This window comes from Pseudomonas sp. Arb-4-2C (genome assembly GCF_055755015.1).
Window position 1 is genome coordinate 3269348 of record NZ_CM146899.1, and the last position, 25672, is coordinate 3295019.

21 protein-coding genes are annotated in these 25672 nt (G+C 61.2%); 14 read left to right on the top strand and 7 right to left on the bottom strand.

Going from position 1 to position 25672, the window contains the following annotated elements; all coding sequences use genetic code 11:
- The first annotated feature begins 115 nt into the window (after positions 1-115).
- A complete protein-coding gene (locus AC0J41_RS14515) occupies positions 116-1084 on the top strand; it encodes a 2-hydroxyacid dehydrogenase (protein ID WP_473012809.1) in 969 nt (322 codons plus the stop codon).
- Here the strand turns inward: AC0J41_RS14515 and tssA are convergent.
- From tssA to AC0J41_RS14540, 5 genes are read right to left on the bottom strand one after another with little or no spacing between them, the layout of a single operon-like run.
- Positions 1081-2163 carry a type VI secretion system protein TssA gene (gene tssA / locus AC0J41_RS14520; protein ID WP_473012810.1) on the bottom strand — a complete coding sequence of 361 codons (1083 nt, stop codon included), beginning with the start codon at positions 2161-2163 and terminating at the stop codon, positions 1081-1083. The genes AC0J41_RS14515 and tssA overlap by 4 nt on opposite strands.
- Positions 2160-5984, bottom strand: coding sequence for a type VI secretion system protein (locus AC0J41_RS14525; RefSeq protein WP_473012811.1), 3825 nt, complete (start codon positions 5982-5984; stop codon positions 2160-2162). Before AC0J41_RS14525 ends, tssA begins: the two co-directional genes overlap by 4 nt.
- Positions 5981-6745, bottom strand: coding sequence for a DotU/TssL family secretion system protein (locus AC0J41_RS14530; RefSeq protein ID WP_473012812.1), 765 nt, complete (start codon positions 6743-6745; stop codon positions 5981-5983). Before AC0J41_RS14530 ends, AC0J41_RS14525 begins: the two co-directional genes overlap by 4 nt.
- An 18-nt stretch (positions 6746-6763) precedes the next feature.
- Positions 6764-8095: a type VI secretion system baseplate subunit TssK gene (gene tssK / locus AC0J41_RS14535; RefSeq protein ID WP_473012813.1), complete on the bottom strand. Its 1332-nt coding sequence runs from the start codon at positions 8093-8095 to the stop codon at positions 6764-6766.
- Positions 8096-8141: 46 nt separating this feature from the next.
- Positions 8142-8588, bottom strand: coding sequence for a hypothetical protein (locus AC0J41_RS14540; protein WP_025111456.1), 447 nt, complete (start codon positions 8586-8588; stop codon positions 8142-8144).
- A 226-nt stretch (positions 8589-8814) separates the two neighbouring features.
- On the opposite strand from AC0J41_RS14540, the gene tssB reads away from it, so the two are divergent.
- The 11 genes from tssB (at position 8815) to AC0J41_RS14595 (ending at position 21790) form a co-directional block, all read left to right on the top strand.
- Positions 8815-9357 (top strand): type VI secretion system contractile sheath small subunit, encoded by a 543-nt coding sequence (gene tssB, locus AC0J41_RS14545; protein ID WP_025111455.1) that lies wholly within the window; start codon positions 8815-8817, stop codon positions 9355-9357.
- Between the two features lie 29 nt (positions 9358-9386).
- A complete protein-coding gene (gene tssC / locus AC0J41_RS14550; RefSeq protein ID WP_320328514.1) occupies positions 9387-10871 on the top strand; it encodes a type VI secretion system contractile sheath large subunit in 1485 nt (494 codons plus the stop codon).
- Positions 10872-10948: 77 nt separating this feature from the next.
- Positions 10949-11443, top strand: a complete 495-nt coding sequence (locus AC0J41_RS14555) for an Hcp family type VI secretion system effector (protein ID WP_473012814.1) — start codon at positions 10949-10951, stop codon at positions 11441-11443.
- Positions 11444-11458: 15 nt separating this feature from the next.
- Entirely contained in the window at positions 11459-11902 is a 444-nt protein-coding gene (gene tssE, locus AC0J41_RS14560; protein ID WP_473012815.1) for a type VI secretion system baseplate subunit TssE, read from the top strand.
- Complete coding sequence (gene tssF, locus AC0J41_RS14565) at positions 11886-13679, top strand: type VI secretion system baseplate subunit TssF (protein ID WP_473012816.1); 1794 nt, start codon at positions 11886-11888, stop codon at positions 13677-13679. Before tssE ends, tssF begins: the two co-directional genes overlap by 17 nt.
- Positions 13643-14668: a type VI secretion system baseplate subunit TssG gene (tssG, locus tag AC0J41_RS14570; RefSeq protein WP_473012817.1), complete on the top strand. Its 1026-nt coding sequence runs from the start codon at positions 13643-13645 to the stop codon at positions 14666-14668. Before tssF ends, tssG begins: the two co-directional genes overlap by 37 nt.
- 1 nt (position 14669) lies before the next feature.
- A complete protein-coding gene (gene tssH / locus AC0J41_RS14575) occupies positions 14670-17210 on the top strand; it encodes a type VI secretion system ATPase TssH (RefSeq protein ID WP_473012818.1) in 2541 nt (846 codons plus the stop codon).
- A gap of 30 nt (positions 17211-17240) precedes the next feature.
- The gene (locus tag AC0J41_RS14580; protein WP_473012819.1) at positions 17241-18203 is read left to right on the top strand and encodes a hypothetical protein; all 963 of its coding nucleotides are present in this window, start codon (positions 17241-17243) and stop codon (positions 18201-18203) included.
- Positions 18204-18260: 57 nt separating this feature from the next.
- Positions 18261-19142 carry an F-box protein gene (locus AC0J41_RS14585; protein ID WP_473012820.1) on the top strand — a complete coding sequence of 294 codons (882 nt, stop codon included), beginning with the start codon at positions 18261-18263 and terminating at the stop codon, positions 19140-19142.
- Positions 19143-19225: 83 nt separating this feature from the next.
- On the top strand, positions 19226-21235 hold the full coding sequence (locus tag AC0J41_RS14590; protein ID WP_473012821.1) for a type VI secretion system Vgr family protein: 2010 nt from the start codon (positions 19226-19228) through the stop codon (positions 21233-21235).
- 12 nt (positions 21236-21247) lie between these two features.
- On the top strand, positions 21248-21790 hold the full coding sequence (locus AC0J41_RS14595) for a toxin-antitoxin system YwqK family antitoxin (RefSeq protein WP_473012822.1): 543 nt from the start codon (positions 21248-21250) through the stop codon (positions 21788-21790).
- A 115-nt stretch (positions 21791-21905) separates the two neighbouring features.
- Here AC0J41_RS14595 and AC0J41_RS14600 read toward each other — a convergent pair whose 3' ends face one another.
- The gene (locus AC0J41_RS14600) at positions 21906-22301 is read right to left on the bottom strand and encodes a DUF4280 domain-containing protein (RefSeq protein WP_025111444.1); all 396 of its coding nucleotides are present in this window, start codon (positions 22299-22301) and stop codon (positions 21906-21908) included.
- Between the two features lie 190 nt (positions 22302-22491).
- Between AC0J41_RS14600 and AC0J41_RS14605 the strand changes: the two genes are divergently transcribed.
- Positions 22492-23559 carry a phosphotransferase family protein gene (locus AC0J41_RS14605; RefSeq protein WP_473012823.1) on the top strand — a complete coding sequence of 356 codons (1068 nt, stop codon included), beginning with the start codon at positions 22492-22494 and terminating at the stop codon, positions 23557-23559.
- Between the two features lie 22 nt (positions 23560-23581).
- Positions 23582-24349, top strand: coding sequence for an SDR family oxidoreductase (locus AC0J41_RS14610; RefSeq protein ID WP_025111442.1), 768 nt, complete (start codon positions 23582-23584; stop codon positions 24347-24349).
- 975 nt (positions 24350-25324) lie between these two features.
- Here the strand turns inward: AC0J41_RS14610 and AC0J41_RS14615 are convergent.
- Positions 25325-25582: a DUF1652 domain-containing protein gene (locus AC0J41_RS14615; protein WP_025111441.1), complete on the bottom strand. Its 258-nt coding sequence runs from the start codon at positions 25580-25582 to the stop codon at positions 25325-25327.
- Positions 25583-25672: the final 90 nt, after the last annotated feature.

Consider the following 25672-nt stretch of genomic DNA (forward strand, 5'->3'; position numbering starts at 1 on the left):
CAGCTCCTACACTGGCTGAAGCGGGGCTGCAGCCACCATTGCCAAACCGCTCTGGAATCAGCACTCTGACACGACTCTCGCGACCGAACCGCCATTGATCAACAGGAGCCGCGCAATGCCCGCCACCGTTCTGGTACTGGTTGAAACCATCAATGACTATCTGCCGATTCTCGAGCATCAGGGTTTTCACCTGATCCTCGCGCCAACCCCTGCCGAACGGGCGCAAGCCATCGCCACCCATGGCTCGCGAATCGACGCCGTACTGACCCGAGGCCCACTGGGCCTGACCGCCGATGAAATCGCAGCCCTGCCGATCCTGAAGATCATCACCGTGATCGGTGCCGGGTATGAACACGTTGACCTGCAGGCGGCCAGCGACCGCGGGATCACCGTGACCAACGGCGCTGGAGTCAACGCCTCGTCGGTGGCCGACCACGCGATGGCGATGCTGCTGGCATTGGTGCGCGACATTCCGCGCTGCGACGCCGCCGTGCGCCGGGGTGAGTGGCCGAAAATCATGCGCCCGTCGCTGGCCAATAAACGCCTGGGGATTCTCGGCCTGGGCGCGGTGGGCATGGCGATTGCCAAGCGCGCCCACCTCGGTTTTGACATGCAGATCAGTTACCACAACCGCCAGGTTCGCAGCGATGTGCCATACGCATTCTGCTCGACGCCGACCGAACTGGCGCGGGCCGCGGATTTTCTGATCGTTGCCACGCCCGGCGGCATCGGTACCCAGCATCTGGTAACCCGCCCGGTGCTCGACGCATTGGGCCCGAAAGGTTTCATCGTCAATATTGCAAGGGCCAGCGTGATCGCCACCGCCGACCTGATCATCGCCCTTGAGCAACGGCGGATTGCCGGCGCTGCACTGGATGTGTTCGATCACGAACCGCAAGTACCGGATGCGCTGAAAACCTTGAACAACGTGATTCTTACGCCGCACGTTGCGGGGCTATCACCGGAAGCCACCCGAGGCACGGTAGAACTGGTAGGGAAAAACCTCGTGGCGTTCTTTTCCGGTCAGCCGGTGCTGACGCCAATTGCGCTGCCGCCGCGCCTGGGCAATCAGCGGGTGCACTAAAGCACCCCGAGCAAGGTCCACAAGCGCCGCGATTCGGCGTCCGCCGAGATCAACTCGCCGAGTAACTCACTCAACGGTTTATTGCCCCACTCCACCCCGCGACGAATCAGATACGGCACAGGGCTGTGCGGTTCGGTGCGGGCCAGGTACTCGGCGATCAGCAGCAGTTGTCGGTAAGCCTCTTCACGACTGGCCGGCTCGCGAAACGCTTGCGCAGCCGGCGCCTCTGCATCCGGTTGCGCCACGGCGACAGGAACCTCAACCACCGCAGGTGGCGGTGCCGGCTGTTGTGGGTGCATGGCAATGAACTCCTGAACCAGCGTCAGCAACGCTTGAATGGTTTCCTGCAAGGGGCGAAATCCCGGCCCCTGCTCACCCAGATACGCATCGCTCCAGGCGTCCAGCCGCTGCAGATGCTGCAGGCTCAGCAGCAGATTGCCCTGCATGCGCAACCAGAACGCCATGGGTGTAACGCGGATCTGGTCGCCGAGTTTCTTCTGTTCGTTGCGCGCGGTGTCAGCCGAAGTCTTGGCGTTTTTGCTGTCATTGGCCTTGACCTGCTGCACCTGCAAGCGGCGCCAGACGTCCAGGGTGTAGACCTCGAAATCACTGTTGTGCGCGCCGAACAGTGGCACCCGCGTCAGCAGGACTTCACTGTAGCGGCGCACCAGCCATTCCAGCGGAATCACCCGCCACGACTGGTCGCCGTCCTCGGCTTGCGGGTGCACTTGCTCGGGGTAGCGCTCGCACAGGCCGGCGATCAGCGCGAGGCTGCCGGGCAAGCCGTCCAGTGCTTGCAGATGCAGCCACGCCTCGCCCAGCCACGCGGCAAGCATCAGATCTTTGCTGCGCTCCAGCAGCAGCGTCGTGGTGAGCGCTTCCACGTCCGGCCAGCTCGCCCGCTTGATCGCCGACTGCCAGACCCCGGTCGGCAGGCTGGTGTCATCCTCGCGGCGCAAGTCACGCAACTGGTCGTACTCGCGCTCATAGCGCAAATCCACCCCGCAGGGTTGCTCGACGCTGATGGGCGCCAGCAACTGATCGATCAGGTCCGGCAAAGTCGTCGATGGCAGGCTCACAGCCCCTCCTCTTTACGCACGTCCAGGGCGGCGGTGGCGCCGGTCAGTTGATACGGCGAACGCGGTGCACGGGTCGGCAACGGCGGAATCGCCAGCGGCAGTTTCGAACCCTGACTCATCAGCGACAGGCGCACGAACATCCGCGTGAATTCGCTGGTGACGCTGTCGGTCGCCGCCGTCACCGGCAGGCGCAGCGCCAGTGGAAAGTCGGTGTAATCGAGGTTTGGCTGACGCTGCACGGAAAAATGCGCACGCATCAGCCGCAGTAACGACCACGGGCCGCCGTACTCCCAACCGGCCTCCATGTCGCGCACCACCAGGTTCGGTTGCAGCGGGTCGTTGACCGGGCGCTCCTTGCCGTTACGCGCCCAACGCAAGGTCAGGCGAATCGGCTGGCCGACCATCCAGCGCAGGTTCGGCTGTTCGGCACCGGGGTAGTTGATCTGCTGATTACCCGCCAGCAGGCCCCAGGCAATCACCTGATCGGCCCCCCTTTCTTCCTCGCGATCGGTGCGCCAGCGCACGTCGAGCTCAACCCCGAGAATGCCGCTCTTGTCACGCACGAACAGCGGCGTCAGCCACACGCTGGCCTGCTTCAGGCGATTGAGAAAATCTTCGGCGGCCAGCCGCTCCGGAGTCTGGCTCAGGACCAGTCCGGCCTGGGCGACCGCCAGACGCTTGTCGACGATTTCCAGAAAGTGCTGGACCCGCGCCGGGTCGGCATCTTGCGCCTGTACACCGTTGGCAAACGGAAAGCGATCGGCGAGGTATTGGTTGAAGTAGGTCGCCAGCTCGTTCCACGCCGCCGCAGCCTGCTGCTGTTGCAGGAACTGGCAGCGCTGCATGGCGCTCTGTTGCAACTCCACCGCGCGCATCGCCAGAGTGCCACGGCCACCGGCGATGTTGGCCGACTGCAACAGCTGCACGCAGGTGCCGGTGTCCATCTCGACAAAGTCACGGCTGACCAGTTGCTCGATCTGCGCGGGCGAGCTGGCCGGGTTGGCGTCCTTATACTTGAGCAGTTCGTCGTTGAGCGCGCTGAACTGGGTCACTCGTTCGTAATCGATCGCCGACAGATTGCCCTGCTGCGTCATCAGCCACTGCAACGCCGAGGTGCGCCGCTCGGTGATGCCGAGCATGGTATTGAATTGCTGCTTGAGGCTCAGCTTCAGGTCCTGCACATCACTGGCGCCGTACAGTTGCAGACCGAGGTTTTTCGAGCCGTCCCACTGGCTGATTTCGGTACGACCGCCGAACAACGGCTGCGCGGTGATTTCCTCCAGGCCGCTGACGATCTGCGCCAACGCCCGCCGGTTCAACGCCCCCTGCAGGCGCGACGCCAGATCGCTGCGATGCACCTCGACGAAGGCTTTCTGCAGGGCCATCGCCTGCTCTGCCTGCACGTTGAACACGGCGTAAGGATGAGTCTGATCGTTGTGATCCTTGAGGCTCAGCCACATCGCCTGAGCGGCGGCGCTTTCGGCGGCCTGCAGCAAGGCTTCGCGATACGCCGGCGGGATGCGCGGCAACTCTTCGGCGACATAACTCTTGTAGCTGGCGAAATAGCTGAGCGAGGTATTGAGGTCATCACCGTCGACCGTCTGGCCCTGCAGGTTGACGTTGTCCTGGCTGGCGCGCATCGCAACCGACACGAAGTCGCGCTTGAACAGCGCCTGCACCGCGTTGTTGAGCTTGACCACCTGTTCCTGCAACGCCAGTTGCCCGCTGCCCTGCTGCACCAGCAAGTTACCGCGCGAACCGACCTGGGCAATCCACTGATCGCGAAAGCTCTGTTGCAGCTTGCTCGCCTGCTGGTCCAGTTGCTGCTCGACCGCCGGCCCGAGCAATGAGCTCTTGCGCACCTTGTCGAGGAAATCGCGATAGCCCGGCACCAGTTCCTGGCCCTTGCCGCGACTCCAGGTCGAGTTGGTCAGGGCGATGGCCGCTTGCAGATCGTCGATCAGCGCACGCAGATCCTCCAGCTCGCTCAGGCTGTTACCACTGCCCGCCTCCAATTGCTCCAGATGCAGCTTGAGGTAACCGGCCTTGCTGACGAAGTTGTCGGCGAGGAAATACTGATCGAGCCAACGCTCCATCATCCCGGTGAAGTTGCTGACGATCAGCGGCCGGTCCACGCTCAGGTCCAGCGCCTGCAACTCGCCGCTGTCGCCCGCCGCCAGCAGCCGATTGTAGTAAGCGGCGTGGGGCAAGGTGGCGGCGTTGAGGTTCAGTGACAGCGCGCTGTTGCTCAGTTGCACCAGATCATCCAGCGGCACTCTCTGGTTATTCTGCACTTCACCGAACAGCTGGTTCTGTTGCTCAAGACGCAGCGCGCGATCCACCAGGTCGCTCGCTTTCTGATAGTTCTGCCACTGCGCCGGGTCTTCGCTTTCCACACTGTTGCGTCGGTCGGTGCTGCGGATTGCCTTGATTTTCGCCAGTTCCGCGACCAGCAGGTCGTGCAGCGGTACCAGCATGTGGCGCTGGGTGGAGCGAAACAGCTCCTGCTCCAGCCGGGTGTCGAAGGAGGAAAACCACGAGCTCGGAAACACCAGCGACGCGTAATGCCAGTGCGGGGCTTTTTCCAGCACCCGCCAGAAGCTCTGCACGTTGCGCCGGGTCGGCTCGATCCGGTGCGCCTCGTCGGTAACCGCGACATAACTCTTCTGCGCGCCCTGCATCAGCCGCGCCAGTTCGTGAGCATCGCGCACCGCATCGCGCCAGATCCAGACCAGCGCCACCGCCCACACCACCCCGACCACCAGCGCAACACCGGCGGTGATCCGCTGCCAACGCTGGCGCAAACGCAACAGACGCGGCACGCCCTGGGCCAGGCCCCGTTCGCCCACCAGTCGCTCGCGCCACAATGGACGCACGAACGCACTGCGCTGCAAGCCGCTGTCGTCCGCGGAAAAACCGTCCAGCGCATCTTCCGACGGCTGATTGGCGGTCAGATACACGCCGCGAAAACACGGCGCCTCACCTTGAGCATTACCCTGAAATACCGGCTCGAGCACATTCTGCAAGCCGCGACGCAATGTCTCCAGGCGCTCCGGCAAGGCATACAGGTCGGCACTCAAGTGCCCGGACAACGTGCCGATTTCGATCACCGCTTCTGACACCGCGCGGTGCAGGCAATCCAGCGCCTGATCGCTCCACTGGCCCTGCCACACCGCGTCGCGGGCGTAGGGTGACGACCAGCCCAGGGTGCGCTCGCGAACTTCGTCGGGCAGTGCGCTGATCAGTTCCTGAAACCCGGGCAACTCCTCAAGGCCGGTGATGATCACGTACACCGGCACACTCAAGCCTAAACGTTGCAACAGGTCGATGAAGCGGCGGCGCGCCGCCAGACCGAGCTGGGTGGCCTGCTCCAGATTGCCCAGACGATTGGCCGGTACGGTCCAGATCACCCCGTCCAGCGGGCGTTTGCTGCGCAGACGCAACATCAGCCCGAGCAGACGCCACCAGCCGCCACGCTGCAGGTGCATGCCGTCTTCGGGCAGGAACAACGCCTGCGGCACCACCAGCACCGCACCTTCGGGATCGGACCACCAGCGACCGAACCACGCCGGTTTGTCGGTCGGCTGCAAACGCCATTCGCTGACCAGTTGCGTGCCCTGGGCTTCATCGCCGAGCAACAGCAGCCATGGCAACTGATAACGATCGTGACTGCCCTGTTCTTGCTCCATGTGCCGCACCGCAGCATAAAAGCTGCGAATTGCCGCCCCGCTCTGAGTACGCAACCACCACACGGCTACGGCGATGATCACCAGCAACAACAGCAGCGCGACGCCCCACGCGACCATCGACAGGACGCTCATGAGTCTTGCTCCGCCGTGACCGCCGGATCGCTGATTTGCAGCACAGGCTCCAGCTCCGAACGAATGTCACGCCAGAAAAACTGCCCGAGGCCGGTCAGCAGCAGCACCATCGCGAGAATGCCCAGCGCCAGCCGAAAACCGTCCGGCAAAGCGCTGCGCACCGGCAGTTGCAGCGGCGCGACCCGTGAGGGCTGCAGCAGCCGCTGGCTGACATCGGCGTAACTGGCGTCGTCCTGCCAGGCAAAATTGAACAACGCCAGACGCCATTTCTCCAGTTGCGCCTGGCTGTGTTCGCCGCGCAGACGACCGTGGAAACCGAGGATCAGGCACTGCAGATAGACGTTGGCCAGATCACGGCTGGTGGGCTGCTGTTCGTCGAGCAGCGTCTGTATCGCCGCCGGCAGTTGCTCGCCGGCCTGCCGACTGGCGTACAGCCGCGACTCCAGCGGCTTGTCCTGCCAGGCGGCCTGTCCGGGCCAGGGCGTAAACAGCAGCGTTTCATCGACCAGTGCGACAAACGCGTAAACCAGCGCCTTGACCTGTTCGGTCGCCGAATCGCCGACCCGCGAATACGCCGTGCGCCACAACCGTTGCGAAGCCTGGGTCGACAACTCGACCACGGTGTCCACCAGCGCCGCTTCGTCTTCGCTGTCCTTGGGCAACTGGCTCCAGTCCACTTGCCATTGCTGCCAGGTCTGGCGGAACGCGCTGCTCAGCGGTGCGTCCTGCAACCCCAGGCTTGCGGCACTTCCTTGGGACATACGGCGTTCCTTGTGTGATCAGGCACTTTCGCTGTTCTGGGCGACAAACAGCACCACTTGCCAGGGACTGCTGGTCAGCTTCGCGGCGGGCGCGGCGATCATCAGCGGCAGTTGCGCGTCGAACCACGCCCCTTGGGCAGTGACCACGAACAGCCGCGTGTCCTCACCGACGCTATATGCCACCTGCTCGCTGCGACTCATCGCCTGATGCGTCAGACCGCTCATGCGCTGGCGGCTGAGCAAGGCGATGTGCGGCGCCGAAGCGATGATTGCGCCCCGCAGCCAGTCACCGGCGGCCTGCTCGCTGGCACCGTTGGGCATGCGCAGGCCGATCACCAGTCGCTGGCTCGGTTGCTCATCGGGCAACTGAATGGAGAAGCTCTGCTCTCCGCGCTCGAACGGCAGGCTGCGATAACCGGCACGGATCAGTTCGAGGGTGGTTTCCAGCCATTGCAGCACCGCGTCGTAACCGCGCTGCAGCTCCAGAAAATCCAGCGGCGCAAACGCCGGCACCCCGGCCAGCGGATCGAGTGCCGACCATGCGCCGGCCAGGCCCAGCAGTTGCACATACACACTCTGCGGATGGGCGATGCGGCTGTTGAGCGCGCCTTCGACTTCCGGCAGGCGTGCCCACAACGCGGTCAATTGCCGGCGAATCTCCAGCGCATCGTCCTGATTGCCGGCCTGTTGCGCCTGACGCAGACGGCCCCCGAGGAACATGCATTTCTCCCGGGCCCGCGCGCATAGCCCGGCGACACGCCGGCCCAATGGCGCGTCGGGCAACAGCACCGGAGTTGGCGGTGTATAGGCCAATGGCAGGAAACCACCACCTTCCTTGCGGACTTTCAACAGCGGCAGACAGATCGAATCGGCCCTGTTCGCTTGCGTGCACAGGCGCGGATTGGGCCGCCACACGGTGATCGATTCCGGGAATTCGCCACTGGTGAGATCCGGCAATGCCTCGCCGACCACCGACTGCAAACGCCCCTTGAGCGGCAGCAGTTGCCCGGCGCGCCACAACGGGCTGATCGCCAGGTACACCGTGACGGTGGCATCGTCGGTGGCGCTGATTGCCGCGCTGACATCCAGCTCCAGCATCGACCCGCTGCCGGCTTGCAGATTCACCGGCAAACCGTCGGGCATCGTTCCCTGCAACGACAGCAGCCGCACCACGCCACCGCTCAGCGCCGAAGGGTCGAAATCCATGTGGCTGACGCCCCAGAACCACGGATTGCAGGCGTGCGCCAGGTGCGCGCCGAGGGCTTCGGCTCGCAGGCCCTGCAACTGAAAATGCTGGGGCAGCAATTGCATGCCTTCGTGCCAGCAGACCGCGTCAGGTAGCAGACTCATACGACTCCCTTCGACTGCACCGCGAACCGGCGGCGGACGGTGTGTTTCAGTTTTCCTTGCTGACCAGGCTCATCTCGCGACTGTCGAACTTGAGCCACGCTTCGCTCTGATCGTCCAGCCGCAAGCGGTGTGCTCCGGGTGTGTTATAGCTGGCGAAGACCAAAAGTCCAGCGGCCTTCTTGCCCCCCAGCGGGAACGGTTGGCGGTCGATGAATTGCCCCGGCACCAGCTCCACACCCCACACACTCATCAGCTGACGATAGTCGCGCTGATACTGCTCGCGCTCGGCAAACCACTGGCTGGCACTGATGCCCGACAGTTGCTTGAGCAGGTCCGGGTCGTTGACCGCGATGAAGTCCACGGCAATCGGCGTGTCGTCATTGGCCTTGGGCGCGACGTCGAGGGTCAGGCTGTCGAGATCCACTTTCGGCCCGAACAGGGAACACCCGGTCAGCAGCGCCAACAAAAACGCTACAAAAAATCGTCCGCACAAAATGAATTTTCCTTTTCCCGTGGCAGTCCAAAATCGTTTTTGCTTGCTTTTTTATAGACCTGTTCTAGCGTCTTGGGTAGTTCGGTTCCCGCAGCCGAATGAGGAAGGTTTGTCAAAGGAACGACAGGTCATCTGCCACCCTTTCTAACCTACGGTCCAGTAAGGGAAAGCGATGAACGGGCCTCCCCGATGCATTGCGCCCGCCTTCGCATCGGAGTCAACCACCATGGCAGAAAGTACTCAGCACAAGCTCGACCGGGTTCGCCCGCCCCGAGTGCAAATCACCTACGACGTCGAAATCGGCGATGCCATCGAGAAAAAGGAATTGCCGCTGGTGGTCGGGATACTCGCCGACCTCTCGGGCAAGCCGCTCGAACCATTGGCAAAACTGAATGAACGGCGTTTTACCGAAATCGACCGTGACAACTTCAACGAAGTGCTCGCCTCGATCGGTCCACGTGCGACCTTGCAGGTCAACAACACCCTCAGCGGCGACGACAGCAAGCTCAACATCGAACTCAACTTCAAACACATCGACGACTTCGACCCGGTCAGGGTGGTGGAGCAAGTCACCCCGTTGCGTCGCCTGTTCGAGGCACGCCAGCGCCTGCGTGATCTGCTGACCAAACTTGATGGCAACGATGACCTGGACAAACTGCTGCGCGACGTCATCGCCAACACCGAAGGCCTGCAGGAAATCAAGTCGGCTCGCCCAGACACCGCTACCCCGGCCGCTGACGCCGAGGCTCCGGCCGAACCGCAAGCCTGATCATCCACCTAACGAGGGGAGAATTCGCCATGCCCGCCGCCGCCCAGAATCAAGCCAGCGACAATGCTGCAGCCGAAACCTTATCCCTGCTCGACCGAATCATCGCCGAGGGCCGCATGGCCCACGATGACAGTCAGCAGGACTACGCCCGCGACATGCTCGCGGAGTTCGCCACCCAGGTCCTTGACGAAGGCATGGCCATCGACAAGGACACCGTGGCGATGATCAACGACCGCATCAGCCAGATCGACGAACTGATCAGTGCCCAGCTCAACGAGGTGCTGCACCACCCCGACCTGCAGAAACTCGAAGCGTCCTGGCGTGGCCTGCACATGCTGGTGCAGAACACCGAAACCAGTACCCGCCTGAAACTGCGCCTGCTCAACGTCACGCAGAAAGAACTGCAGAACGACCTGGAAAAAGCCGTCGAGTTCGACCAGAGCGCGCTGTTCAAGAAGATCTACGAAGAGGAATACGGCACCTTCGGCGGGCACCCGTTCAGCCTGCTGGTGGGTGATTACACCTTCGGCCGGCACCCGCAGGACATCGGCCTGCTGGAGAAACTGTCGAACGTCGCCGCCGCCGCCCACGCCCCGTTCATCGCTGCCGCCAGCCCGCGTCTGTTCGACATGAACAGCTTCACCGAACTGGCCGTACCTCGTGACCTGTCGAAAGTCTTCGAGAGCCAGGAGCTGATCAAGTGGCGCTCGTTCCGCGAGAGCGAAGACTCGCGCTACGTGTCGCTGGTGCTGCCGCACTTCCTGCTGCGCCTGCCGTATGGCCCCGAAACCTCGCCGGTCGAGGGCATCAATTACGTTGAAGACGTCAACGGCACCGACCACAGCAAATACTTGTGGGGCAACGCCGCGTGGGCGTTGTCGCAACGCATCACCGAAGCCTTTGCCAAGTACGGCTGGTGCGCAGCGATCCGTGGCGCGGAAGGTGGCGGCGCGGTTGAAGGCTTGCCGGCGCACACTTTCCGCACCAGCTCCGGTGACTTGTCGCTCAAGTGCCCGACCGAAGTGGCGATCACCGACCGCCGCGAAAAAGAGCTCAACGACCTCGGCTTCATCGCCCTGTGCCACAAGAAGAACAGCGACATCGCGGTGTTCTTCGGCGGCCAGACCACCAACAAGTCCAAGGTCTACAACACCAACGAGGCCAACGCCAACGCGCGGATCTCGGCGATGTTGCCGTACGTGCTCGCCGCTTCGCGTTTCGCCCATTACCTGAAGGTGATCATGCGCGACAAGGTCGGCAGCTTCATGACCCGCGACAACGTGCAGAGCTACCTCAACAACTGGATCGCCGACTACGTGCTGATCAACGATAACGCGCCGCAGGAAATCAAGGCGCAGTACCCGTTGCGCGAAGCTCGCGTGGATGTCACCGAAGTCGCCGGCAAGCCGGGCGCCTATAAGGCGACGGTGTTCCTGCGCCCGCACTTCCAGCTGGAAGAACTGACGGCATCGATCCGCCTGGTCGCCACCCTGCCGCCTCCGGTAGCAGCCTGACCTGCCTGCGCCCGCAGGATTTTCCTGCGGGTGCTCCCCCGTTTGTCTAGCGCGATAACCTTCAGGAGTTTCAAGCGATGGATGCAATCATTCTCGACCTCGGCGGCGACATCAAAGGTGACAGCCTGCTCGAGGGTTACAAGGACAAGATCGAGGTCATGTCCTACAGCCACAACGTGGCGATGCAGGTGACCAACGACGTCAGCAACTCGGAACGGACCTCCGGCAAGCCGCACATCGGCGAGTTCACCCTGACCAAGTTCGTCGACAGCTCCACGCCGTCGCTCAATGGCTACTGCTGCGCCGGCAAACCGATCCCCGAAGCCAAGATCACCATCGGCCGCAACGCCGCCGAGGGCAGCGGGCAACTGATGCCGTTCATCATCTACACCCTGACCAACGTGGTGCTGTCGAACGTCAGTGTCAGCGGTGGCACCGGCGGCAAACCGGTGGAAACCATTTCCCTGAACTTCACCAAGATCAAATGGGAACTCACCGCACAGAAGGACGACGGCACCAAGGAAGGTACGGCCGCCTCGACCTGGGACATGGCTGCCAACAAGTCAGCCTGACCGGACGCATAGGCCATGGCCGGCACCGGCATTCTCCCGCCGCTGTTCGAACGCCTCGCATCCGGCGAGGCCGACAGCGTGCAGGCGTTTGATCGCCAGGGCTTGCTCGGCTCGGTGCATGCCGAGTTGGCGCGCCTGTTCAACAGCCGTCGTGGCCCGCGCCCCCTCACCCAGCCACCCAGCGTGATCGACTACGGCATCGCGGATTGGAGCGCATTGCAACAACAGCGCAGCGATGACCGTCGTCGACTGGCGCGGGATATTCGCGAAGCCATCACCCATTTCGAGCCGCGCCTGAAACTGGGCGAAGTTCAGGTCAATCCCCTGCCTGACCAGCCACAACGCCTGAGCATCCGTCTCGTCGGCGAGTTGCGCAGCGGTCTGCAGTATTGGCCGGTGGCGTTTGTCATCGAGCCCGGCGGCGAAGGGCTGGAGGTGCGCCATGAGCGACTCGATTGACCCGCAACTGCTCGACTACTACCAACGCGAACTGACCTGGCTGCGCCATGCCGGCAGTCAGTTTGCCGAGCGCTATCCGAAGGTCGCGCGACGTCTGGAACTGTCACCCGGCGAGTGTCCGGATCCGCACGTCGAACGCTTGCTCGAAGGCTTTGCCCTGCTCGCCGCGCGCCTGCAACGCAGACTCGATGACGACTACGCCGAATTCAGCGATGCCTTGCTCGAACAGCTTTATCCGCTGGCGGTGCGGCCACTGCCGTCCTGCGCCATCGTCCAGTTCGAGCCGGACCCGAGCAAGGGCAACCTCGACGGCGGCTATCCGCTGCCCCCCGACACACCGCTGTTTGTCACCACCGGCAAGGGTGAGAGCATTCACTTTCGCACCTCGGCCCCTGTGCATTTGTGGCCGATCGAGGTGAGCGAAGCGTTGCTGCTTGGCAGCGATGAGGCGCAAGCGCTGACCGGTGTGGCGCAAGCGCGTTCGGCGTTGCGCCTGAGCCTGCGTTGTCTCGGTGAAAGCCAATGGGTCGCGCTTGGCATCAAGCAACTGCGTATTCATCTGGCCGCATCTCCGGTGATCAACGCCGGCCTGTATGACCTGCTCGGCGCCCATGCGGTGCAGGTGCTGGCCGGCTCGCCCGGGAGTATTCCGACGCCGGTGAAAGGCTTGCCGAAGATCGTCGGTTTCAGCGATGACGAAGTGCTGCTGCCCGACGAAGACGGCGTGCACCCGGGCATGCGCCTGCTGGCGGAATACTTTGCCTTCCCGGACAAATTTCATTTCTTTGATCTGCCGCTGAGCGAAGTTTCCAGCGACAGCCAGACGCTGTACCTGTACATCGTTTTCGACCGCGCCCCGGACAGTCGTCTGCATTTGCAGGCCAGTGACATCGCCCTCGGCTGCGCTCCGGCGATCAACCTGTTCCCGCGTACCTCCGAGCCGCTGCGCCCGGACGGCACCCGCAGTGAATACCGTTTGATCGCCGACAGCCACCGCGAGAACAGCGTCGAGATCCACAGTATTCGCGGCATGCGCGCCAGCTCCAGCACCGGGGTACAGCGGCTACCGGCGTATTACGGCAGCCAGCACAGCGGCGGCGATCAACAGCGTTACTGGCACGCACGCAGGGTCAGCGGCATGACCCCGAACCGGCTCGGCAGTGACCTGTTGGTGAGTGTGGTCGACACCCGTTTCGAACCGCAGACCGACCTGCCCGACTACAGCCTCACCGCCGAGCTGCTGTGCACCAATCGACATTTGGCGCAAAGCCTGTTGGCCGGCACGCTGCTGGGTTTTGAACGGCCCGGGCCGGTGGCCTGGGCGCGGCTGCGCAATCCTCCGAGCCCGCAAAGTCTGCCGCGCCTGGACGGTGACTCACGCTGGCGGCTGGTATCGCAACTGACCCTCAATCACTTGTCGCTGGTCGAAGGCCCGCAGGCACTCGATGCTTTGAAAGAGATTCTGCACCTGCACAATCTGCGCGACGAGGCCAGCGCCCTGCGGCAGATCGAAGGACTGTTGAGCCTGAACTGCGAACGGGTAATCGGCCATGTCGGCGCCGACGCCTGGCGCGGATGGCGCAATGGCCTGCAAGTGCAGTTGCAGCTTGATCCGCAGCACTTTGTCGGCAGCAGCGCGGTGTTGTTTTCTGCAGTGCTGGCGCAATTCTTTTCGGTGTACGCCACGGCTAATCGCTTTGTGCGCACGGTGCTCATGCAGGCCGACAAGGAGATCAAGGCATGGCAACCCCAAGCCGGCATGCCCCTGTCGCTCTGACGCTGGGCGAGCGACTGCGCCGCGATCCGCAGGCGTTCGAGTGGTTGCAGGCGTTGCTGTTGCTGGAGCGCGAACAGCCGCAGGCCGATTCCCTGGGTTCAGGCACATCCCCGCAGGCCGAAGCCTTAAAGCTGCGCGGACCATTGACGCCGGTGTTCGCCGCCAGCCAGATCGAAAGCCTTGAGGAAAAACCGGGGGAACCGCTGACCCTGAATACACCGATGTTCGGCCTCGGCGGACCCGACGGCCCGCTGCCCTACGCCTATCAGGAATGGCTGCAACAACGCGCGCGGGCCAAGGATCACGCGCCCGCCGAGTTCCTCGATCTGTTCCAGCATCGGCTGCTCAGCCTGCTCTACAAAGTGATGCGCAAGCACCGCATCGCCCTTGGCTTTGTCACACCGGGCGCCTCGCCGGTACAAGCGCAATTGCGTGCCCTTACCGGCCTGTTACCCAAGGCCTTGCAGGAGCGCCAGGCGATTCCCGATTGCGCGGTGCTGGCCTGCACCGCCTTGTTCGCCGATGGCCGGCGCTCACTGGCCGGGTTCGCGGCAATTGTCCGCGAGCAGTTCGCCGTGCCGGTGGAGCTGAGCGCCTATGAAGGCGCATGGCGTGAGATTCCGGCTGCCAGCCGCAGCGTCATGAAGGCTGGCGGGCGCAATCTGCAACTCGGTCGCACTGCGGTCGCCGGCACTCGGGTCTGGGATGAGCACGCCGGAATTCGCCTGACACTAGGGCCATTGTCCTCGGCGCAGGCCGGGCGCTTTTTGCCGGACGGCGAAGCGCACCCGGCACTGGCGAGCCTGGCCGCGCTGTATTTCGGCCCGGATCTGGACGTGAAACTGGTGATGTTGGTGCGTGGTGCCGGGCCGATGAAACTCGGTCGCCAGGCCCCGGCCCTGCTGAGCTGGAACGGCGGATTGCAACGGCAGGCCAGCCTCACCGTGCAGCGCATTGAAACCCGCCTTCGTCAGCTGGAGATCACCTGACATGGAACTCGCCAGCCTGATCGGACGCCTCAACCCGGACAACCGTCGCGCCCTCGAACGCGCCGCGCAACGCTGTTTGCAACGCGGGCATCACTTTGTCGAGATCGAGCATTTGCTGCTGGAGTTACTCGACATCGAGGGCGGCGACTTTGCCTTTCTGCTGCCGCGTTTTGGATTGGAACGGGATGCACTGACGGCTGAAATCAACAAGGCGCTGGACTTGTTCAAGGCTGGCAGCACGCGTACGCCTGCACTGTCTTCGCACACGTTGGGATTGCTTGAAGATGCGGTGGTGCAAGCGAGTGTGCTGGGGATCGACAGCATTCGCTCCGGGCTTCTGCTGTTGGCATTGATCGACCGTGACGAGCGCCGCAGTCTGTTGCTCAACAGTGCTTCGTCCCTGCTGCGAATTCCCAAGGAGGCCCTGCGGGCGAATCTGCTGGAGTGGACGGAGAACTCCCGCGAACACGTTGGTGCCCGAACCGCCACGTCTAAAGGTTCCGCACCAAGACAGGATTCAGTACTCGTCCAATACACCCTGGATCTGACCGCCGACGCCCACGCCGGACGCATCGACCCGATCGTTGGTCGCGACGGCGAGATTCGCCAGTGCATCGATATTCTTTTGCGGCGCCGGCAGAACAACCCGATTCTGGTTGGCGCACCCGGCGTCGGCAAAACCGCCGTGGTCGAAGGCTTGGCTTTGCGCATCGCCGCCGGGGACGTGCCGCCGTCGTTGCAAGAGGTCAGTCTGCGCGTGCTCGACCTCGGTCTGCTGCAGGCTGGCGCCGGGGTCAAAGGTGAGTTCGAACAGCGTTTGAAAGGCGTGATCGACGCGGTACGCAGCGCCGACAAACCGATCATCTTGTTCATCGACGAGGCCCACACGCTGATCGGGGCCGGCGGGGCCGAGGGCGGCAGCGATGCGGCGAATCTTTTGAAACCAGCGCTGGCCCGGGGCGAACTGCGTACTCTCGCCGCCACGACTTGGCTGGAATATAAAAAATACTTCGAGAAAGACCCGGCCCTCGCCCGCCGCTTCCAACTGGTGCAGGTCGAAGAGCCGGACGAAATCACCGCCGTGGAAATGCTCCGTGGCGTCGCCGCCAAACTCGAACAGCACCATGGCGTGCAGGTGCTCGACGCGGCGATCCATGAAGCGGTGAAACTCTCGCACCGTTATATTTCCGGCCGTCAGCTACCGGACAAAGCCATCAGCGTCCTCGATACCGCGTGCGCCCGGGTCGCCCTCGGCCAGCACGACGTGCCGCCACCGCTGGAAAGCCTGCGTCACCGGCAGAACAGCCTCAAGGATGAAGTCGAACGTTTGCGGCGTGAACAGGCTACCGGCCTGGATCACAGGGAACGCATTACCCTGCTGGAGGATGAATCGAAAACCAATGTGCAGGCCATCCGCGAACTGGAAACCCGCTGGAGCGAAGAACGCGTCGCCGTGCGCGAGCTACTTGAAACACGACGCGAATTACTGGCGTTGAGCGAAAGTGCCGACAGCGACAAACCGGATGAAGCCACTGACAGCCGCATCGACCATTTGGCTGCAGAATTGCTGCGTCTTGAGGCCGGGCTGGATGCGATTCGCCAAGACGACCCGCTGGTGCCGGAACAGGTCGACAGCAAAACCGTCGCTGCCGTGATTGCCGGATGGACGGGCATCCCCGTCGGCAAAATGCTCGCCGACGAAGCCCATGCCGTGCGCACCCTCGGCACCCGCATGGGCCAGCGTGTGATGGGACAGAGCACCGCGCTCAACACCATCGCGCAACGCTTGCAGGCCTACCGCGCCGGGCTCACTGATCCACAGAAACCGGTCGGCGTGTTCCTGCTGGTCGGCCCCACTGGCGTGGGCAAAACTGAAACCGCTTACGCGCTGGCCGATGCGTTGTACGGCGGCGAGCGCAACCTGATCAGCATCAACCTCTCCGAATATCAGGAAGCCCATACCGTCAGCCAACTCAAAGGTGCGCCGCCCGGTTATGTCGGCTACGGCAGCGGTGGCGTGCTCACCGAAGCCGTCCGCCGCAAGCCCTACTCGGTGGTGCTACTGGACGAAATCGAGAAGGCGCACCCGGATGTGCTGGAAGCGTTCTACAACGTCTTCGACAAAGGCTTGATGGAGGACGGCACCGGGTTGGTGGTGGACTTCAAAAACACCGTGATGCTCGCGACCAGCAACGTCGGCGCGGAGCTTTTACTGGATACGCCCGTGGCGCAACTCGGCTCGGAAGCCTTCAACGAGGCCCTGCACAAAGTCCTCCTGCAAGCCTTCCGCCCGGCGTTTCTGGCGCGCATGACCGTGGTCGCCTATCGGCCGCTGGATGAAGCGACGCTGGAAGGAATTGTGCTGGCGAAGCTGGAGAAATTGCGCGGGCGCTATAAGGCTGCAACCGGCAAGCAGTTCGAGTTTGATTCGGGCATCGTCAAGGCGGTGCTCGCCAAGTGCAGCGCGGCGGGTGCGCGGGATGTCGAGAATGTGTTGATGACGCAGGTGACGGGGAAGTTGGCGGAGTGGGTATTGGAATAACGCATCAACTTTAATACAAGGAGCTTTCAAATGGCAGACGTAAACCTTATTTGGAAAAATGAAACCTACAAAGTCTATCCACCGCCAGCAGCCACTTGTTTCACCTACATTGCAAAAACGACTATTGACGGAAAAATAGAATGTGAAACGTGCAAAGTAAACCATACCGTAGCGGCACCTTCAGCGCTTGCTGAAGGCAGTTACCTGAGAGCGCCCGAAATAATAAAAACCGCCGAACTCACAACCGCAGCCAGCGCCTGTAAAGAAATCGTGTTTGCCGCCTGGAATAAAAAAGCGCTATTAAATACGAAGCACGCAACTACCACTGGCATCGCCGCACCACAATCGATAATTAACGAATACGCACTCGCTCTAACAAATGAAAAGCAGACCAGAACAAACATTCTCAGCCTGTTTGACAAAGAAACATTTGATGACGTGTGCAACAAAGGCCTAAGCGACTCAACCATCCCACTGACTACTTTTTGCCCAGCTCCAAATGACCAAACACTTTACTTCGCCCGCGCATTCTTTCACCTCATCAAAGACATAGAGTTGCCATCAGGCTGCTTCGCAGTAGGAAAGCTAAAAGGCGAGAACACCATAAAAATCGCTTTCTCCGGAAAAAAAGAAAACGCCGAGAGCTCGATTGACCAAACTACAGCCGCGAAAAATACCCTGCAACTATTTAGCGGTGGCGAGATATCACTATTACCGGCCGAAAATGACTTATGGTCAACTTTCGTCAACGAATTCAAAACACCCTCAGGCAAACCAGCGAAGCTGACCGTTAAAAACTGCGCCGAATCAAAACTGTTCGCGGACCGGGCATTTCAATATGACAGCGTTGTTGTCGTATGGTTGGGTTCTGATCTCATGCCGGAACACTACGCACTCAATAACAAAAGAAGCAAAGGCGATTTAATGCTCCCTTGCGACTCATGCAGAGGCTTTCTTGCACATCACCTCACTGATCGGGGACTCCATCACTGAGCCATATACATTTGTCTGACGGACCATAAGCACAGTTGCTTTTAGCAGGAAAGGACCATGGACATAACGGATCTTCATCAAAGTTTGATCATTGCAATCCTTGATTACCTGTCTGACATGGATCTGGCCAGAATAGCCCAGACAAGCAAGCGTTTCTACGCACTACGTTCAATAACGCTACTGTCCAACATCCAGTATATTTCCGACGCCACGCCGGTCACTCCTCGCGGAAAAACAGTAACCCCCATTACCGCATTACAGCACTCTGTGGCAGCCCACCTTACGCTTGAGCAATGTTTCGGAATCAGAGTGTCACCCAGAACTTTCCAGCAGATTTTCTTATACCGAAACTCGGACAAAGACAATCTAACTACAAAAGAGAAAAAATCCACCGTACCCTCAACAGCACAGGGCCGATCAAGATTCAATCTTGAACACAACCAGATCACCCCATTTTGGACCGTGGAAAAAACAGCTGCCTGGATACTGGGCGGCATTTACTCCCGACTGCCATTCTTTCTAGTATCGCTCCCTACGAAGCAATCAAATTTTATCGAAGGCAATGTAAACCATCGAGCCTTGATTACCAGACCCGCCATTTACGCAAGAGAAATACTGCAAATCCTTTCCGCTGGATATACCGTAGACTTAGCAGCCCCCGAAGAAACACCGCACAAATTAAGAAACGCTGAAAACCATCAACTGATTATATTAAGACCTCCAAGACCCCCCTATACAAACATTAGAAGCCGACTCATCCCAGACCTGTGGAACAGAAACAACAACACACTCGACAGCTTACTAATCACGTACAACGGCCAAGCATTAACTGCCGAAAACCTGAATCTTGTAATGCAGGAGCAGATTGACATGATCCTGGACACCATTGATGAAGCAGCCATGCTGCTTGGCTCATTGAAGTATGGGCGCTGGGAGTGAATACGGTAGTCTTTAAGCATTCAATACCCCCCCTATTATTCAAAAGATGAATTAACGCAGTATCTCCACTCAAGGATCGATCCATGCCCCGTGCCACCGACAGCAGCACCACGCTTGCCCTCACCGCCACCTCGCTGTCGGCGCTGTTCCCTGAGTCGCTCTGCGGCGACGAAGCCCTTAACGTGCTCGCTTCGCAAACCCTCAACGGCCTCAACGACGGTACCTCGCTCACCCTCACCAGCGCCGTCGCCAGCCACGTCACGACAACTTTTCACAACGACTCTGTGATGCGTCCGCTCGATGCCTTGGTCGCCGAGATCCGCCAACTCCCCGCCGACGCCACCGCCGAGCGCTATCAGTTGTTGCTAAGACCCTGGCTCTGGTGGCTGACGCTGGCCAGCAACAACCGCGTATTCCAGAACTTCGCCACGTCGGACATCGTCACGACGATCTTCAAGGCCCACGGTTTTACCGATTTCAAACTCTCGCTGACCGGCAGCTACACCCCGCGTGAATACTGCGTGCAGTATGGCGAAACCGATTTTGCTTTTGTCTCGCGGCTGCTGGAAGAGGAAGGCATCTTCTGGTTTTTCACCCACGAGGACGGCAAGCACACGCTGGTGCTGGGTGACAGCAACGACGCTTTCGTACCGATCCCCAACGGGCCGAAGGTCAAATATCTGGGCCAGCAAATGGGCGAGCGTGAGTTGCATGGCATCCGCTCAGGCCAGGTGTGTGTGCAAGCCGTGGCCGGCGTGTACAAGGCGACGGATTACGAATTCACCACGCCGACCACCTCGCTCTATGGCCAGGCCGAAGCCGTGGCCGGGCCGCGTTCGATCTATGAACATCCCGGCGGTTACAACGCCAAGGCTCGCGGCGATACGTTGACCAAGCAACGCGTCGACGGTTTGCGCAGTGAGGAAAAACGCTTTGTCGGCGAGAGCGACTGCCGCTGGCTGATTCCGGGCCATTGGTTCACCCTCGACGGCCACGAAGACGCAAGCCTGAACATCGATTGGGTCGTCACGCGGGTGACCCACGACGCCAGCCATGAGAGCTATCGCAACCGCTTCGAGGCGATCCCCAAAGCCACACCGTTTCGCCCGCAACGCAGTACACCAAAACCGCGCATGCACCCGCAAACCGCGATTGTGGTGGGCAAGTCCGGCGAGGAAATCTGGACTGACGAATACGGGCGGATCAAGTTGCAATTTCCCTGGGATCGCGACGGCAAGAATGACGAAACCAGTTCCTGCTGGGTGCGCGTGGTGCTGCCGTGGAGTGGCAAGGGTTTCGGCATGCAGTTCATTCCGCGCATCGGTCAGGAAGTCATCGTGACCTTTATCGACGGTGATCCGGATCGGCCGCTGGTGACCGGTTGCGTCTATAACGGCGACAACGCCCTGCCCTATGCGCTGCCGGCCAACCAGACGCAATCGGGGATCAAGACCCAGTCGTCCAAGGGGGGGGGCGGATTCAATGAATTGCGCTTTGAGGACAAGAAAGACGCGGAAGAGGTGTTCTTGCAGGCGCAGAAAGACCTGAAAATCAACGTGCTCAACGACACCACCGCCACCGTCGGCCACGACGAAACACTCACCGTACAAAACGCCCGCACCCGCACGGTCAAGGACGGCGACGAGACCGTGACCCTGGAAAAAGGCAAGCGCAGCGTGACGATTCAGACCGGCAGCGACAGCCTCGATGTGAAGGACAGTCGCACGGTAAAAGTCGGCGCCGACCAGAACCACAGCACCGGCGGCAACTACAGCGACAAGGTCACCGGCGATTACAGCCTGACGGTGGACGGCAACCTGACGATCAAGGTCAGCGGCACTCTCACCCTGCAAAGCGGCGGCAGTTTCACGATCAAGAGCGGTGCGGATCTGGCGACGTCGGCCAGCACCTCGATCACCCACAAGGCTGGAACTGCCTTGACCAATCAGGCCGGCACCTCGCTGGACAACAAGGCCGGGACTACGCTGACCAACGACGCTGGCATCAGCCTGACCAACAAGGGCGCGGCCTCGCAGACTGTGGACGGCGGCGGCATGCTGACCATCAAGGGCGGGCTGGTGCAGGTCAACTGACAGGGAGCAGGCATGGCAATCACACCGCTGGATTTGCAGCAGGATGACAAACAACTCAAGGGTCGTTTGCAGGACGGTCAGCTCGACGGCGCGTTGCAGATCAAGGATGACGGGCGCAAACAGGCGGATCTGAATTACAGCCAAGGTGAATTGCAGGGCATGTCGCTGCTCTATCACCCTAACGGCAAGGTCTCGGCGCAGATGCCGTTTGTGCGCGACAAACTGCAAGGCGTGGCGGGTTTTTATTCGGCCGAGGGTTGGTTGCAGCGCAAGGCCACGTATCGGCGTGGCTTGTTGCATGGCGAGGCGTTCAATTACTTTCCGGATGGGCAAGTGGCGGAAGCGGAGCTTTACCGCGATGGTGTGCGTGAGGGGCGTTATCAACGCTTTCACCCCAACGGCAAGCCAGCGGCGGAGGCACGGTATCTGAACGGCCAGTTGATGGAGCCAGAGCAAGGGTTTGCCGAGGACGGGCGGCCGCTGGGGGCGGACGGCAAACCGATTTCCCGGGTGCGCTGGTGGTATCAGCGGTGGGCGGATCCGCAGCAGGCCTGAGGTTCTCTATTGGCAGCACTGGCCTCTTCGCGAGCAGGCTCGCTCCCACATTTGATCGCATTCCAGGGTGGGAGCGGGCTTGCTCGCGAAGAGGCCAGACTCGGCAACACAAGCCTCAGGGAATAAGCATCTGCATCTGCCCCGGCATGACGATCTTGATCACCCCCGCCCAGTTGCACATCAACGTGCTGTTGGCATCAATCGCCGGCATACCGCCCAACAACAACGTCGGCGCGCCGCCGGGAATCCACGGCGTGGCGGTCGCCGGTATGCACGGCATCGGCGTCAATACGCCGAGTGCCGCAGCCGTCGCCGCTGCCACCATCGGGTTGGCCATGCTCATGCACACCCCGAACGGCAGGATATTGACCAGTGGTATGTGATCCATGATGTTCGCCGCCGGCATCCCGCCGGTCAGCGTGCGATTGACCGGCAACACGTTGAGCACCGCCGGGGCGGCGCCGAAACTGCATTGCAGGGTGGCGCTGGCACAGACTTGCGGGCAACCCATTTCATAGCTCCTTGCTGGACACGGCATACCCCCTAAACCTTAGTCTGCCGCGGCCCGTCGCGCACATTCCCAAAGGTGATTATCCGGCAACACGCTAACCTATAAGACCGACCCGCGCTTGTGACCATCCGAGCGCACCATTAGATTAGCCAATGATGTCTGGCCTCCAAAATAAGCAGAAGGGATAAGCATGGCGCTTACTGACCAGTCCACCCGGATCCGCTCTGGCGAAGAACTCGATGCCAGCCTGATCGATCCGTACCTCAAGGCGCACATTCCGGGCCTGACCGGCTTGCCGGCGATCAGCCAGTTTCCCGGCGGTGCGTCTAACCTGACCTACCTTCTGGAATACCCGCAGCAGGAGTTTGTCCTGCGCCGGCCGCCGTTCGGTCACAAGGCCAAATCCGCCCACGACATGGGCCGCGAATTTCGCATCCTCAATCAACTGCGCGACGGTTTCCCGTACTGCCCCAAGGCCTACGTGCACTGCACCGACGAATCGGTGATCGGCGCCGAGTTCTACGTGATGGAGCGGGTCAAGGGCATCATTCTGCGCTCCGACCTGCCGCCGGAACTGGGCCTCGATGCGGTGAAAACCGAAGCACTGTGCAAGAGTTTCATCGACCGTTTCGTCGAGCTGCACCGTGTCGATTACAACGCCTGCGGTCTCGGTGATCTGGGCAAGCCGGAAGGCTACGTTGCCCGCCAGATCAAGGGCTGGAGCGAACGCTACGAAAAAGCCCTGACCCCGGATGCGCCACATTGGGAACAGGTCAAAGCCTGGCTCAACGACAAGATGCCGGCCGACCACCCGACTTCGAGTATCGTCCACAACGACTACCGTTTCGACAACGTGATCCTCGACCCGGACAACCCGATGCAGATCATCGGCGTGCTCGACTGGGAACTGACCACCCTCGGCGACCCGCTGATGGATCTGGGCAACACCCTCGCCTACTGGATCGAAGCCGGCGACCCGGCACCGGTGCAACTGATGCGCCGCCAGCCGAGCCACGCCCCGGGCATGCTGACCCGCCGCGAGTTCGTCGATTATTACGCCGAGCGCTCGGGCATCCAGATCGACAACTTCGACTTCTACTACACCTACGGCCTGTTCCGCCTGGCCGGCATCGTGCAGCAGATCTACTACCGCTTCTACCACGGCCAGACCCAGGACAAACGCTTCGCGCAGTTCATTCACATGAACAAACTGCTGGAGCACATGAGCCTGCAGGTCATTGCGAAATCGAGCCTCTGACGGCCCACACCAAGGAACCCCTATGTCCAAGACTCAGTTGTTCGACCTCGACGGCAAAATCGCTTTCGTCTCCGGCGCCAGCCGCGGCATCGGTGAAGCCATCGCCAAACTGCTGGCCCAGCAAGGCGCCCACGTGATCGTTTCGAGCCGCAAGCTCGAAGGCTGCCAGCACGTCGCCGACGCAATCGTCGCCGCCGGCGGCAAAGCCACCGCCGTGGCCTGCCACATCGGTGAAATGGAGCAGATCAGCCAGGTCTTCGCCGGCATCAAGGAACAATTCGGGCGCCTGGATATCCTGGTCAACAACGCCGCGACCAACCCGCAGTTCTGCAATGTGCTGGACACCGATCTGGGTGCGTTCCAGAAGACGGTCGACGTGAACATCCGGGGCTACTTCTTCATGTCGGTGGAAGCCGGCAAGCTGATGCGCGAAAACGGTGGTGGCAGCATTATCAACGTCGCGTCGATCAACGGTATTTCACCGGGCGTGTTCCAGGGCATCTATTCGGTGACCAAGGCCGCCGTGATCAACATGACCAAGGTCTTCGCCAAGGAATGCGCGCAGTTCGGCATCCGTTGCAACGCCCTGTTGCCCGGCCTGACCGACACCAAATTTGCTTCGGCACTGGTGAAGAATGACGCAATCCTCAAGCAGGCGCTGACGCAGATCCCGCTCAAGCGCGTGGCCGACCCGAGTGAAATGGCCGGGGCGGTGTTGTACCTGGCAAGCGATGCGTCGAGCTACACCACCGGGGTTTCGCTGAATGTGGACGGTGGGTTCCTGTCCTGATCCAGCTGACAATCAATAACCTTGTGGGAGCGCGAAGGCGTCGAGTCAGTCAACGTTGATGCTGGATGGGCCGGCCCCTTCGTGAGCAAGCCCACTCCCACCCTTGATCTCGGCCGGGCCCTGAACCGCCATCTACCGCCTATCTTCTGCGGGAGCGGGCTTGCTCGCGAATGCGGTGTGTCAGCCGACCGGTTTATTGACTGACACACCGCTTTCGCGAGCAAGCCCGCTCCCACATGGGTTGTATTTCAGGCATCGATGATCTTGGGCAACTGCCACCCAAAGTCCACCCGCCGCAATCGCGCCGTCAACGGCAAACACTGCGGTCGACCCGAGCCCTCAACGCAAACGCCGCCCCACGCTACTGCGTGACACAGCGAGTGGTGGTGATGTGCCGAGTGACCTGCTCGTCAACGTACATATCGCCAGACACCTGGGTATTTTCCAGGGTTTGACACGTACGAACCGGCGGCGGCGGAGGTGCAGCAGGCGGCGGTGGCGGAGGACTGGCGCAACCGCCGAGCAGCGCGACGCAAAAGGCCAGCGACAAGAGTGGATACACGCGTTTCCCAGGATTATTCATAGGATGACCCGCGATAAATGGAAGAGCCACTTCCGCAATCACGCCCGACTGCAGCGGATGACAGAAGACCTGACTACTCATTCTTTATAGCCGACCACCTTGTAAGCGCCAGTTAAACGGAGGGGGATGGGGAAATGGGCTGTCGATTTTGCGGGGAAGGATCGGGGGAGTGAATTCAGGGGGAACGGGGGATCGTGAGGCCGCCTTCGCGAGCAGGCTCGCTCCCACAGTGGGAATGGGGGCGTCCTGATGGAGATTGATCGGCTGTCGGGCCGCCTTCGCCAGCGGGCGAAGGCCTGCAGTGAAGCAAAGCGGCGCGCCCGCTGTGCTCCTGACCATTCAAACCCAGGCAGTCGTTGCCGCAGCAACGGATCTGCCCCCAAAACCCCGGCCTAAGCCAAATCCGGATCCCGCGAGGATCGCAACGAATTGCTCTCCAACTCATACCGCAACTCATCCACCAACGCCGCCACTGACTCTGGCGTACGCAACGCATCGAGCTTCAACCCGCTGATCACCAGATCCACCTGCCCCGTCTCCGGGTGATACAACTTCACCGTCAGCGAATGATCACCATCCACCAGACACTCACACGCCAACGGCGAAAAACTCTGCTCCAGGCGCGCGCGCAACTGCGCAAGATTCATCATGGAGGCTGTTCCTTTAGCTGCTTCGAAGGGAGCACGATCCCAAGCCAACAGGCTCGTATCGCACTTCACCAGACTAAGAACACCCCGCGC